Raw genomic sequence first — 12,373 nt, forward strand, 5'->3', positions numbered from 1 at the left:
CCGTCACATGCTTTCCGACGAATTGCGCTAATCTGTTGAAATCCCACATGTCCCCAGAATGGGGATTCTCGTACGGCGCTCCGTCGGTTACGCTGTCGCCATGATTCGAATCCGGCGTTTACCGGAGCGGAAGTCTGTAACAGGTCACAAGGGCGGCGGATGTGACGATGGCAACGGCAAGCAGCGCACAGCGCGAACCTTCCATGGAAGAGATACTGGCTTCCATCAGGAGGATCATCGAGGACAGCGACAGCGGCCGCAAGCAGCCGGACGATGCCGATGACTTGCGGCAGGATCTGAAGCCGGCGGCGGGCGCTGCTCCCGACGTCGATGCGTTCCGCGCCGAATTGCATGCCGCTCCCGAGGTCAGGAAGCCGGTCACGCTGGCGGAGGTGCAGGCACAGACATCGGCGGCCGAACCAACGGTCGCGCGCATGGAAGCGCCGGAGCGAACCGATCCCGTGGCACCAAGGGCGTCGATGACGCTTGCCGAGGTGAGCGCCCGGATCGCCGCCGAGCCGCTGCCCGCCGAAAGGACCGACAGGCCCGCGACGCCCGAGGCCGGCGCGGCAAGCGATGCCATCGTCGCCGATTGGCGCCGCGAGATCGCAGCGGTCGGCGAGCAGGCGAAGGCGATACCAGGCATTCGCAAGCCGGTTGTCCAGCCCGAAGCGCCGGTGGACGAGCCGATGCCGGAGCCGGCGTTCGAGCGGACCCCTTCGATCGCCGCCCCGGCGAGCACCGACGAGGCGCGCAAGGCGGCGGATGAAACGCCTGCGGCCCGTCCGGCAATCCTTTCCGAGCATACGGGCCGGCAGGTCGCCGCGGCCTTTGGCGAACTCTCCGACGCCTTTGCCAGCCGCAGCAAGAAGACATTCGACGAGATGGCCGAGGAGATGCTGCGGCCGATGCTGCAGGACTGGCTGGACAACAACCTGCCAACGCTGGTCGAGCGCCTGGTGCGCGAGGAGATCGAGCGCGTGGCGCGCGGCGCGTAATGATTTTCCCGGGTCGCCTTAGGTGGCTAGTTGGACACCGCTGCGCCTTCACCCTGGCGCAGGCACGGTAATCTCAGGATCGGCACGTCGAAGGAGGCGGTGGCCGCAATAATAGCTCCGATGATGGCGATTGCCACGACCACGCCGCTCCACGCTTCATATAGGCCCGACCCAAGCATAGAGCCCGCCAGCCTCATTGTTCGAACATATCTCGGCAGTCATTTCGGGTCTTCTCCGGGTTGGACTAGGCCCATGCGGGCCAAATAGGTTTCGAGCTTCGCGGTTCGGTCTGCATCAAGAATCGCCATCACACCGATATATCCGTCCGGCCGGATCAGCACACACTCGCCCGGTGCCAGTGCATAAGCATCGCGAAGGTGTCCCCAGGCATCGATGACATCGCCTTGCGGGCCGATGTGGTGGACATGCAGCCCCTTGAGTGGCCCAACCGTCTCTCTCCCGGCTTGATGAACAAGCAGTGTCCAATGCGGCCCTTGCAGCAATTGGAACAGTCGCCATGGTTGCCCCGCCGCGCCCCTGATTTGGGCATCCGGCGCGCGGTCCCCCGCATGCGGGCCGCTGCTGCGTTCGGCCATTTCCCTGGAGAGCGGCGATTCCGGATAGGCGATATCGAGCTGGCGCACCTCGCGGCCGCGGTGCATTCCACCCTGTTTCTGGGCGTCGAGCAGCCGGGTCGAAAGGCCGAGAACCGATTCTGCGACCGGACGTCGTTCCTGCTCATAGGTGTCGAGCAGGCAATCATCCGCGCCGTCGAGGACGGCGGCAAGTTTCCAGCCCAGATTATAGGCATCCTGCACGCTGGTGTTCAGGCCCTGGCCGCCGGTTGGCGGATGGATATGAGCTGCATCGCCAACGAGGAATACCCGATCGACCCGGTAGCGATCGGCAAGCCGGGCGTTCATCAGGTAGGCCGACGCCCAGGCGACCGAATCCACCCGCACGTCGCCGCGGCCGGTCCGCTCATTAATCAAGCGCCCCAGCTGTTCTGCTGAGAGGTCCACTTCGCCGTCCAGCGGAATGGGTGCCTGAATCTGGAAGAGATCGGTTCCGGCGAGCGGGCAAATCGCGACCATTCGCTCCATGTCACCGTCGTTGAACTGGTGCCACGCATCGCGGTCCAGCCCGGTCAACAGCACATCCGCCACGACCGCACGCACGCCCAGCGTCTTGCCGGGGAAATTCAAGCCGAGCGCGCCGCGCACGAAGCTGTGCCCGCCGTCCGCCCCGACAAGATAGCGTGCGCGAACGGTTTGCTCGCCATTCGGCCCCGCAAGACGTGCCATGACACCGTTCTCACCTTGCTCGAACCCAACCAACTCACATCCGTACTCGACCCTATGGCCTAGTTCTGCCAGCCGCTCTCGCATGATCCGCTCGGTGAGGAATTGCGGAATCATTAGCGCGATGGCGTAAGGCTCTGCCGGGGTCGGATCGGGGCGCTCGCCGGTGTCCTTTTCGATATAGCTGCCGTCATCGCCATACACGCGCATCGGCGGATAGACGCCGCCTGCGGCAACGACCCTGTCGAGAATGCCAAGATCTTCGAAAATCTCCTGTGTCCTCGGCTGGATGCCCTTGCCGCGCGAGCCACGGAAGGGTTCGCTCATCTTCTCAATGAGCTGGAAGGATATACCGCGCCGTGCAAGCTCGATCCCCAGCGTCAGGCCAGCCGCTCCTGCGCCGCAGATGAGCACATCTGCCGCAAAACCGTTTGTCATGTCGATCTCCTTGTGTGTAAAATGCACATAATTGAGAGTCGGAGTGCTGTCAATGAAAAGCGTGAAAAATACACATATTGGGAGTCATCAGATTCGTGAACTCCACGGAGCGCTGATCGAGATTGCCAGCCTTATGAACCAGCCTCAGCGCGATGAGCAGATGGTAAAGGAGGCCGGAATTGCGCTCGACCGCGCACTGTTTCCTCTGCTGGTCGGGATAGAGCGGCTTGGGCCGATCGGGATAGTGGACCTCGCCGACCGGGCTGGCCGCGATTACACCACTGTCAGCCGTCAGGTGGCGAAGCTCGAAAGCCTTGGCCTGGCCGTGCGCCGGCAGAGCGAGACAGATCGCCGCGTGAATGAGGCTGTCGTCACGCCAAAGGGCAAGGCGATGACCGACAAGATCGACGCGGCACGAGAGAGAAACGCTCGCGCCGTTTTCGAAAGCTGGGACGCACACGACATCGACGAACTCGTGCGGCTTATGCGCAAGTTCGCCGAAGCTTTGAAAGAAAAACCAGAGGACTCCAGCGCGTCCTGAGACGTCGCACTATTCCTCGTTTCGTACGACCCGAGCTGGCATTTGGGATTGGGCGGCGTAGGCGTGCAATGCCTCTCCGGCTGGAGCCGGTGACAGTGCCGACGCCACCAGGGATTGTCGCATACGGGACAGACACTATCTGAACGGTGATCCTCTTTCTGTTGTGCCGGTTGCCGAGGCGGCCCCTACGGTTGACTCGGTCAGAGCCTTCCGATTTACACCGGACCAGCAAAAATCCGACAGCGCGGACCATTTTCCCATGCTTGAAAAGACCTACGACGCCAAAACCGTCGAACCGAAGATTGCCAAGGTGTGGGAAGAGGCCGACGCGTTTCGCGCCGGCGCCGGCGCCGAGGAGGGGGCCGAGGCCTTCACCATCGTCATCCCGCCGCCCAACGTCACCGGCTCGCTGCATATGGGGCACGCGCTCAACAACACGTTGCAGGATATTCTTGTTCGCTTCGAGCGCATGCGCGGCAAGAACGTGCTGTGGCAGCCGGGCATGGACCATGCCGGCATCGCCACGCAGATGGTGGTCGAGCGGCAGTTGATGGAAAAGCAGATCCATCGCCGCGACCTCACCCGTGAACAGTTCATCGAGAAAGTGTGGGAGTGGAAAGCCGAATCCGGGGGCGCGATCCTCAACCAGCTGAAGCGGCTCGGCGCCTCGGCCGACTGGTCGCGCGAACGCTTCACCATGGACGAAGGCCTGTCCAAGGCCGTGCTCGAAGTGTTCGTCACGCTCTACAAGGAAGGCCTGATCTACAAGGACAAGCGCCTTGTGAACTGGGATCCCAAGCTGCTCACCGCGATCTCCGATCTCGAGGTCGAGCAGCAGGAGGTCAACGGCAATCTCTGGCACTTCCGCTATCCCGTCGAAGGCGTGGCCTTCGATCCGGAAAACCCGAAGACCTTCATCATCGTGGCGACGACGCGCCCCGAGACGATGCTGGGCGATACGGCCGTCGCCGTGCATCCGGACGACGAGCGCTTCCGGCACCTGGTCGGCAAGAATGTCGTCCTGCCGATCGTCGGCCGCAAGATTCCCGTGGTGGCGGATGAGTATTCCGACCCCGAGAAGGGCTCTGGCGCGGTCAAGATAACGCCGGCGCATGACTTCAACGACTTCGAGGTCGGCAAGCGCCACAAGCTGCCGGCGATCAATATCCTCACCGTCGAGGCGGCGGTAAACCTCAGCGACAACGAGGATTTCCTCGCCGGGCTCGAGGTGACGCCGGAGCGCCAAGCCGTCTGGGATGAACTCAACGGCCTTGACCGCTTTGTCGCGCGCAAGAGGATCGTCGAATTGATGGAAGAAGGCGGCTTCCTCGACAAGGTCGAGCCGCATCGCCACGCCGTGCCGCATGGCGATCGCGGCGGCGTGCCGATCGAGCCGTTCCTGACCGAGCAGTGGTATGCAAACGCCGCCGAACTGGCCAAGCCGGCGATCGCCTCGGTGCGCGAGGGGCGTACCAAGATCATACCCGCGAATTGGGAAAAGACGTACTTCCAGTGGATGGAGAACATTGAACCCTGGTGCATCTCGCGCCAGCTTTGGTGGGGCCACCAGATTCCGGCATGGTATGGGCCGGACGGGCGCGTCTTCGTCGAGAAGACGGAGGAAGAGGCGCTGAGTGCCGCGATCGAATATTATCTGGCGCTCGAAGGACCCTGGAAGGCCTGGGTCGAGGACAAGCTCGAGAATTTCCAGCCGGGCGAAATCCTGACCCGTGACGAGGACGTGCTCGATACCTGGTTTTCCTCGGCGCTGTGGCCGTTCTCGACGCTGGGCTGGCCGGATGAGACGCCGGAGCTGAAAACCTACTACCAGACCGACGTGCTGGTGACCGGCTTCGACCTGATCTTCTTCTGGGTCGCGCGCATGATGATGATGGGCCTGCACTTCATGGACGAGGAGCCGTTCCACACCGTCTACATGCACGCGCTGGTGCGCGACAAGAACGGGCAGAAGATGTCGAAGTCGAAAGGCAATGTCGTCGACCCGCTCGACCTCATCGACGAATATGGCGCCGACGCGCTGCGCTTCACGCTGACGGTGATGGCGGCGCAGGGGCGTGACGTGAAGCTCGACCCGGCGCGCATTGCCGGCTACCGCAATTTCGGCACCAAGCTTTGGAACGCGACGCGCTTCGCCGAGATGAACGAAGTCGCGCGCAACGACGATTTCTGGCTGAACGACGCCAAGCTGGCGGTCAACCGCTGGATCCTGACCGAGCTGACGCGCGCCGCGCGAGAGGTCACGGACGGCATCACCTCATATCGCTTCAACGAGGCGGCGGGGGCGGCCTACCGCTTCGTCTGGAACCTGTTCTGCGACTGGTATCTGGAGCTGCTGAAGCCGGTGTTCATGGGCACGGACGAGGCGGCCAAGGCCGAAAGCCGCGCCTGCGTCGCCTTCGTGCTCGACGAAATCTACAAGCTCCTGCATCCGATGATGCCGTTCATGACCGAGGAACTTTGGGCGCAGACCGCGGGCGAGGGCAAGGAGCGCGCTTCGCTGCTTTGCCATGCCGCGTGGCCGTCGCCGGATTTCGAGGACGCTGAAGCGGCCGCCGACATCAACTGGCTGGTTGATCTCGTCTCCGGCATTCGTTCCGTGCGTTCGGAAATGAACGTGCCGCCGGCAGCCATCGCGCCGCTGATGGTGATCGGAGCCAACACGCTTACCCGCGAACGGCTGGAGCGCCACGCCGCCGCGATCAAGCGGCTGGCGCGCGTCGGCGACATCTCGCAGGTTGACGCCGCACCCAAGGGCTCGGCGCAGATCGTGCTCAACGAGGCAACGGTCTGCCTGCCGCTCGGCAGCCTGATCGATCTCGCCGCCGAGGCCGCGCGCTTGCAGAAAGAACTGGCCAAGGTGACCGAGGAGATCGCACGCCTGCACAAGAAGCTGTCGAACGAAAGATTCGTCGCCAGCGCGCCGGCCGAGATCGTGGAAGCCGAGCGTGAAAAGCTGGCCGAATACCGCGAGGCGCAGGGCAAGCTTTCGGTGGCGCTGGCCAGGGTTCGCGAAGCGGGTTGAGGGCAGATTCGGGAGACTTTAGGGCCCTCTAAAATGGGGTGGCTTTTTGCCTCGAAACCGGCATTCCGTAGCGTTAATGTTGACGTAAACGGAAGTTTTCGCCCCATTGTTGCCATAATGTAACAATGGGGCATTCGACTGCTCAAAACTGATTATTTTTGGCCTTTTTGGCCGATTTTCTCCCGTTTTTCTGAGTGAGACACGCCCGGCGAACCGTTTTTCTGCCTCGCTGCGCTGGTCTGCATTTTGTCCGGAATGCGTCCGGTGGACATGTACATGTACGCCCCAAGAATTCGTTGTTGCACCGTTAACCCGAATTGGTTCTAGCTGGATGCACTGACTATTCGGGGAGGACATCCATGAACAATCTGCGTTTGAAAGCACTGCTGGGGGCAGGGTGCTTTTCGCTGGCTTTGCTGGGGACGGCAATGAGCTCGGCACATGCCGGCGGCCTGGAACGTGGCGGCTACGATATCGACCTGCTGTTTGATCCGGCGCCGTTCGCGACGGACGCGGAAGCGACCTATGTGATGCCGGACCGTAAGTACGAGAATGCGCGTGGTCCCGGTGGAGCCAATCTCGGCCTTGGTACCTCGGCCGACGGAGCCGAGGGCTATTGGGTACCGCGCATAGGAATGAAGGCCCAGGTTGTGCAGGGCGTCGACTGCATGGTCGATTATTCGCAGCCTTGGGGCGCGCATACCGCACCAGGTATGTGGAACGGAGCGCTTTCTAACGTCGAGACCGATATCAAGAGCAACAATTACGCCGGCACCTGTTCCTACAAGTTTGATGCTGGCAAGGGCCAGCTCCGCTTTATCGGCGGGTTGTTCTATCAGGACATTTCAGGCTTCAAGGAAAGCTTGGTCGGTTTTACTCCCCTCGGACAACCGCTGCTTGGTCGTGTCGATCTGGAGGCTAACGGTTGGGGCTGGCGCGCCGGCGTTGCCTACGAAATCCCTGATATCGCGCTCCGCGCCAGCTTGGTCTACAATTCGAAAGTCAAGCTAGACAACATTTCGGGCACACTCACCTTACCAGCTATTCTTGGAGGTTCTCGGCCGATCTATGGCGCAGAGGAGTCGATGCCGGATTCGCTGGAACTGAAACTGCAGTCCGGTATTGCGCCTGACTGGCTGGCCTTCGGCTCAATCAAGTGGGTCAACTGGAGCGTGCTGCAGAGCGTTCCGATCTGTCCAACAATTGCGCCTGGGGCGGCTTGCTTCACGAACGGCCCGGGTCAGGTGACGTCGCTCGACCTGATGTATCGTGACGGCTGGACCGTTTCAGGTGGTATCGGCCACAAGTTCAATGATCAATGGAGTGCCGCCGGTCAATTGACCTGGGATCGTGGCACCTCGCATGGCTATGGTGCGCAGACCGATACGTGGACCCTGGGCGGCGGCGTCGCCTATACGCCGCAGCCCAACATCGAAGTGCGGCTCGCTGGAGCGGTCGGCGTTTTGACCAGCGGCCACTCGGGGACATTGGCTGGTGAGAACGGCTATGTTGCAGGCGAGGATGCCAGCTATGATTTCGGGAATGATCTGATCACGGCGATCTCTGGTGGTGTGAAGATCAAGTTCTAAGTCTCTGTAAAATCAAATGAAAGGCCGGGCAATGCCCGGCCTTTTTCGTTCCGGGGCTGTGGCCGAGCCTGTCGGCCCCAGGGCTGCGTTGCAGATAAACCGCACCAGCTCCGCCTCGTGTCGTTGTGATGTTTTGGCAACACTTTCTGAACAACCCCTGCGCTAGAAGTCAGGCCGACGAAATTGCCCATTTCCCGCCATAAACCCGGCGCACCTCGATCTTGTCTCGGGACACGCGCCAAAAGGCTCGGCGATGGGAGCAGGCCGCACCGCCCTCTTGCGAGGAAGATGTGGGGCAAGGAAGAGTATGGACGCCAAAGTCATCTCCAAGGCTAAGCTCCCCAGCCGCTATGTGACCGTCGGTCCGGCGCGTGCGCCGCATCGCTCCTATCTCTATGCCATGGGCCTGTCGGCGGCCGAGATCGCACAGCCGCTGGTCGGCGTCGCCTCCTGCTGGAACGAAGCGGCGCCCTGCAACATTTCGCTGATGCGCCAGGCGCAAGTGGTCAAGAAGGGCGTCGCGGCCGCCAACGGCACGCCGCGCGAATTCTGCACCATCACCGTCACCGACGGCATCGCCATGGGCCACCAGGGCATGAAGTCGTCGCTGGTGTCGCGCGAGGTCATCGCCGATTCGGTCGAGCTCACCATGCGCGGCCATTGCTACGACGCGCTGGTCGGGCTCGCCGGCTGCGACAAGTCGCTGCCCGGCATGATGATGGCCATGGTGCGGCTCAACGTGCCGTCGATCTTCATCTATGGCGGCTCAATCCTGCCCGGCAGCTACCGCGGCCGCCAGATCACCGTGCAGGATGTGTTCGAAGCGGTCGGCCAGCACTCGGTCGGCACGATCGGCGATGCCGAACTGCTTGAAATCGAGCAGGCCGCCTGTCCCTCGGCCGGCTCCTGCGGCGCCCAGTTCACCGCCAACACGATGGCGACCGTGGCCGAGGCGATCGGCCTGGCACTGCCCTATTCCTGCGGCGCGCCGGCGCCTTATGAAATGCGCGATCGTTTCAACTTCGCCTCCGGCGAAAAGATCATGGAACTGATCGCCAGGAACATCCGGCCGCGCGACATCGTCACGCTGAAAGCACTGGAGAACGCGGCGACGGTGGTTTCGGCCACCGGCGGCTCGACCAATGCGGCGCTGCATTTGCCGGCCATAGCGCATGAGGCCGGCTTCAAGTTCGACCTGTTCGATGTCGCCCGGATTTTCGAGAAGACGCCATACATCGCCGACCTCAAGCCCGGCGGCAAATATGTCGCCAAGGACATGTTCGAGGCCGGCGGCATTCCGCTGTTGATGAAGACGCTGCTCGACCACGGCTACCTGCATGGCGATTGCCTGACGGTCACTGGCCGCACTTTGGCCGAAAATATGGAGCATATTGCCTGGAATGAACACCAGGATGTGGTCCGCCCGGCCGACAGACCTATTACCCAAACCGGCGGTGTCGTGGGCTTGAAGGGAAACCTTGCCCCCGAAGGCGCGATCGTGAAGGTCGCGGGCATGACGGAGTTGAAGTTCTCCGGCCCGGCGCGCTGCTTCGATTCGGAAGAGGAATGTTTCGAAGCGGTGACGCATCGCAACTACCGGGAAGGCGAAGTTCTCGTCATCCGCTACGAAGGGCCGCGCGGCGGACCTGGCATGCGCGAGATGCTGTCGACGACGGCGGCACTCTACGGCCAGGGCATGGGTGGCAAGGTGGCGCTGATCACAGACGGCCGTTTCTCGGGCGCGACGCGCGGCTTCTGCATCGGCCATGTCGGGCCCGAGGCCGCCGTTGGCGGTCCGATTGGCCTCATCCGGGACGGCGATGTGATCTCCATCGATGCCGTGAACGGCACGATCGATGTGGCGTTGTCCGATAGGGAACTGGCTGCGAGGGCAAAGAGTTGGAAGGCGCGCACAACCGACTATCAGTCCGGCGCGATATGGAAATACGCACAGACGGTAGGTTCCGCCCGCGACGGCGCGGTCACCCATCCGGGCGGTGCGAAAGAAACACACTGCTATGCGGACATCTGAGTTGTTGAGGTCGTCTGTCCTTCCGGCACTGGTCGCGTTAGCGATCTTTGGCGCCGTCGGCCAGGCCATGGCCTTCGACGACAAGGTGTTCGACGACAAGACCGGCGTGAAGCCGCAGTCGAGCCCCTGGGCGGTGTTCCAGTTCGGTTTCTCCGCCTACAAGAACGGCCACAAGGAACAGGCCGCGGAGGCCTATAAATACGCCGCCGAGAACGGCCAGATCGGCGCTACCTGGAAGCTTGCCCGCATGTATGCCGAGGGTGACGGCGTGGCGCGCGACGATTACGAGGCGTTCAAGTTCTTTTCGGAGATCGTCGATCAGGACGTCGAGCCCGGCTCACCGGAAGAAAGCTACGTTTCCGACGCGCTGGTGGCGCTGGGCGACTACCTGCGCAAGGGCATTCCCGGCAGCCCGGTGACCGAGAACGAAGTGGCGGCCCAGGAATATTACATGCGCGCCGCCGCCAACTACCGCAACCCGAATGCCCAGTTCGAGATGGGGCAGATGTTCCTGAAGGGCGAGGGCGGCGTGAAGGCCAGCGTCAAGCAGGCCGGGCGCTGGTTCCAGCTCGCCGCCGAAAAAGGCCATGCCGGCGCGCAGGCGACGCTTGGCCATCTGTTGTTCCAGAGCGGCAAGATCGTGCGCGGCCTGGCGATGATGACGGCAGCACTCGAACGTGCGGCGCCCGCCGACCAGCCCTGGATCCGCGGCATGCAGGAGGAGGCCTTTGCCGCCGCCGGCGAAGCCGACCGCCGCACAGCGATCTCGCTCGCTGACGACATCCTGACCAAGGGCAACAGCGCCGATCAGTAAGGATGATCTCCCCACGAGGAGATCGCTAATCAGACATTAATTCTCGGTCGGCTCCGCCGGCACCATGCTGGGAGCCGGCGCCGAGATCGGCGTCATCCGCCGGTGCGGCGCCAGCCTGTCTTGCGGGCAGCTGTCCCCGACTTTCGTCCATGAGGTGTTGTTGAGCACCATCTCGCAGCGGGCGAGGTGGTTCTTGTCGGCGATCGTCAGACAGGCGACCTGGCCGACCGGGTAGGATTTTCCATTGGCAAGGCATTCCTCGGCGGCGAAAGCCGCCGCAGGGACGGCGACAGCGAATGCCAGGCCGATCGGACAAAGGACAAGTCGTATGGTCATGGGAACCCCAGCCGCCATGATGATCTCCCATCATGCGCCTGATTGTGGCGATACGAGGTCCAGCGCGGGCCCGGGGTCTCCCTCAGGCCGGCAGCAAATCGAGATCGATGGCCACCGGCACGTGGTCGGACGGTTTTTCCCAGGCGCGCACATGCTTTTCGATCGAGGCCGATGAAAACCGGTTGGCGGCCTCGGGCGACAGCAGCAGGTGGTCGATGCGGATGCCGTTGTTCTTCTGCCAGGCGCCGGCCTGGTAGTCCCAGAAGGTGAAGGTGTCGCCCGCATCGGTGACCGAACGCACCGCTTCGGTGAAGCCGAGATTTTTCAACCTGCGGAACGCCTGCCGCGTCTGCGGCTGGAAGAGCGCATCATTCAGCCAGTTCTCCGGGAACTTCGCGTCGACAGGTTCGGGAATGACGTTGTAGTCACCGGCCAGCACCAGGGCTTCCTCCAGCCTCAGCCGCTCCTCGGCCCAGCGCTCCAGCCGTGCCATCCAGGACAGCTTGTAGGAGAATTTCCTCTCGTCATCGATCGGATTGCCGTTCGGCAGATAGAGCGAGGCGACGCGCAATGCGCCCTTGTCGGTCGAGAACACGCCTTCGATGAAGCGCGCATGCTCGTCGGCGTCGTCGCCGGGCAGACCTCTGATGACCTCGTCGAAGCGCAATTTCGACAGCAGGGCGACGCCGTTGAAACCCTTCTGGCCGTGGGTTTCCACATTGTAGCCAAGCGCCTCGATCTCGGCGCGCGGGAACTGCTCGTCGACCGTCTTGATCTCCTGCAGGCAGACGATGTCGGGGGCGCTTTCGGTCAGCCAATGGGTGAGATTGCCGATGCGGGCGCGAATGCCGTTGATGTTCCAGGTGACGATCTTCATGGCGGCCTCAATGTTCTTCCGGGGCAAGACGTTCGACCAGGCCGATCGTATTGCCTGCGGGATCCTTTAGAAAGGCCATCCACTCGCTTTCCCCCGCCGGACCGAACTGGCCCTCGGTGTCGCGATGAACAAGCGTTGGAGGCGCGGTGAAGGGAACGCCCGCAGCTTTCGCGCCGGCGTGGAAATCCTCGAGACCTGATATGTCGAGATAGACGGTTCCGGCCGGAATGCCGTCGGTGAACAGCAGCCGCACGCTGCCGGCCATGATGAAGGCGATGCCCGGCGGATCGTAACGCATATGCACGCTCATCCCGAGCACGTCGCACCAGAAGGCCAGAGTCGCGTCGAGGTCTCGCCCGGCCGAGAGCGCGACCTGACGAACCGCGCCAATGGCAGGCATGTTG

10 protein-coding genes are annotated in these 12,373 nt (G+C 62.5%); 6 read left to right on the plus strand and 4 right to left on the minus strand.

Translation table 11 applies throughout. From position 1 onward, the window contains the following. The first annotated feature begins 167 nt into the window (after positions 1-167). The gene (locus FJ867_RS12345; protein ID WP_140495748.1) at positions 168-998 is read left to right on the plus strand and encodes a PopZ family protein; all 831 of its coding nucleotides are present in this window, start codon (positions 168-170) and stop codon (positions 996-998) included. 218 nt (positions 999-1,216) lie between these two features. Here FJ867_RS12345 and FJ867_RS12350 read toward each other — a convergent pair whose 3' ends face one another. Beyond that, positions 1,217-2,737, minus strand: coding sequence for an FAD-dependent oxidoreductase (locus tag FJ867_RS12350; RefSeq protein ID WP_140817504.1), 1,521 nt, complete (start codon positions 2,735-2,737; stop codon positions 1,217-1,219). Between the two features lie 43 nt (positions 2,738-2,780). On the opposite strand from FJ867_RS12350, the gene FJ867_RS12355 reads away from it, so the two are divergent. The 5 genes from FJ867_RS12355 (at position 2,781) to FJ867_RS12375 (ending at position 10,756) form a co-directional block, all read left to right on the plus strand. After that, positions 2,781-3,278: a MarR family winged helix-turn-helix transcriptional regulator gene (locus FJ867_RS12355; protein WP_140685892.1), complete on the plus strand. Its 498-nt coding sequence runs from the start codon at positions 2,781-2,783 to the stop codon at positions 3,276-3,278. A gap of 259 nt (positions 3,279-3,537) precedes the next feature. Continuing rightward, positions 3,538-6,321: a valine--tRNA ligase gene (locus FJ867_RS12360; protein WP_140817506.1), complete on the plus strand. Its 2,784-nt coding sequence runs from the start codon at positions 3,538-3,540 to the stop codon at positions 6,319-6,321. 359 nt (positions 6,322-6,680) lie between these two features. Then, positions 6,681-7,910, plus strand: a complete 1,230-nt coding sequence (locus tag FJ867_RS12365; protein WP_140495753.1) for an OmpP1/FadL family transporter — start codon at positions 6,681-6,683, stop codon at positions 7,908-7,910. Positions 7,911-8,217: 307 nt separating this feature from the next. Then, positions 8,218-9,942 carry a dihydroxy-acid dehydratase gene (ilvD, locus tag FJ867_RS12370; protein ID WP_140817508.1) on the plus strand — a complete coding sequence of 575 codons (1,725 nt, stop codon included), beginning with the start codon at positions 8,218-8,220 and terminating at the stop codon, positions 9,940-9,942. Next, positions 9,929-10,756: a tetratricopeptide repeat protein gene (locus FJ867_RS12375; RefSeq protein WP_140517142.1), complete on the plus strand. Its 828-nt coding sequence runs from the start codon at positions 9,929-9,931 to the stop codon at positions 10,754-10,756. The genes ilvD and FJ867_RS12375 overlap by 14 nt, the downstream gene beginning before the upstream one ends. 36 nt (positions 10,757-10,792) lie before the next feature. Here the strand turns inward: FJ867_RS12375 and FJ867_RS12380 are convergent, their stop codons facing one another. The 3 genes from FJ867_RS12380 to FJ867_RS12390 all read right to left on the minus strand — a co-directional run bounded on the left by FJ867_RS12380 (position 10,793) and on the right by FJ867_RS12390 (position 12,369). After that, a complete protein-coding gene (locus tag FJ867_RS12380; protein WP_140579767.1) occupies positions 10,793-11,110 on the minus strand; it encodes a hypothetical protein in 318 nt (105 codons plus the stop codon). Between the two features lie 64 nt (positions 11,111-11,174). Beyond that, the gene (xth, locus tag FJ867_RS12385) at positions 11,175-11,969 is read right to left on the minus strand and encodes an exodeoxyribonuclease III (protein WP_140495757.1); all 795 of its coding nucleotides are present in this window, start codon (positions 11,967-11,969) and stop codon (positions 11,175-11,177) included. A 7-nt stretch (positions 11,970-11,976) separates the two neighbouring features. Then, positions 11,977-12,369 (minus strand): VOC family protein, encoded by a 393-nt coding sequence (locus FJ867_RS12390; RefSeq protein WP_140817510.1) that lies wholly within the window; start codon positions 12,367-12,369, stop codon positions 11,977-11,979. Positions 12,370-12,373: the final 4 nt, after the last annotated feature.

Origin of the sequence: Mesorhizobium sp. B2-5-3 (assembly GCF_006441005.1) — a bacterium.
In the GTDB taxonomy this organism is placed as follows: Bacteria; Pseudomonadota; Alphaproteobacteria; order Rhizobiales; family Rhizobiaceae; genus Mesorhizobium.

Excerpts from the sequence above, each read along its gene's own strand:
- FJ867_RS12345 (WP_140495748.1), top strand. The coding sequence starts at position 168 with ATGGCAACGGCAAGCAGCGCACAGCGCGAACCTTCCATGGAAGAGATA.
- FJ867_RS12350 (WP_140817504.1), bottom strand. The coding sequence starts at position 2,737 with ATGACAAACGGTTTTGCGGCAGATGTGCTCATCTGCGGCGCAGGAGCG.
- FJ867_RS12360 (WP_140817506.1), top strand. The coding sequence starts at position 3,538 with ATGCTTGAAAAGACCTACGACGCCAAAACCGTCGAACCGAAGATTGCC.
- FJ867_RS12365 (WP_140495753.1), top strand. The coding sequence starts at position 6,681 with ATGAACAATCTGCGTTTGAAAGCACTGCTGGGGGCAGGGTGCTTTTCG.
- ilvD (WP_140817508.1), top strand. The coding sequence starts at position 8,218 with ATGGACGCCAAAGTCATCTCCAAGGCTAAGCTCCCCAGCCGCTATGTG.
- FJ867_RS12375 (WP_140517142.1), top strand. The coding sequence starts at position 9,929 with ATGCGGACATCTGAGTTGTTGAGGTCGTCTGTCCTTCCGGCACTGGTC.
- FJ867_RS12380 (WP_140579767.1), bottom strand. The coding sequence starts at position 11,110 with ATGGCGGCTGGGGTTCCCATGACCATACGACTTGTCCTTTGTCCGATC.
- xth (WP_140495757.1), bottom strand. The coding sequence starts at position 11,969 with ATGAAGATCGTCACCTGGAACATCAACGGCATTCGCGCCCGCATCGGC.
- FJ867_RS12390 (WP_140817510.1), bottom strand. The coding sequence starts at position 12,369 with ATGCCTGCCATTGGCGCGGTTCGTCAGGTCGCGCTCTCGGCCGGGCGA.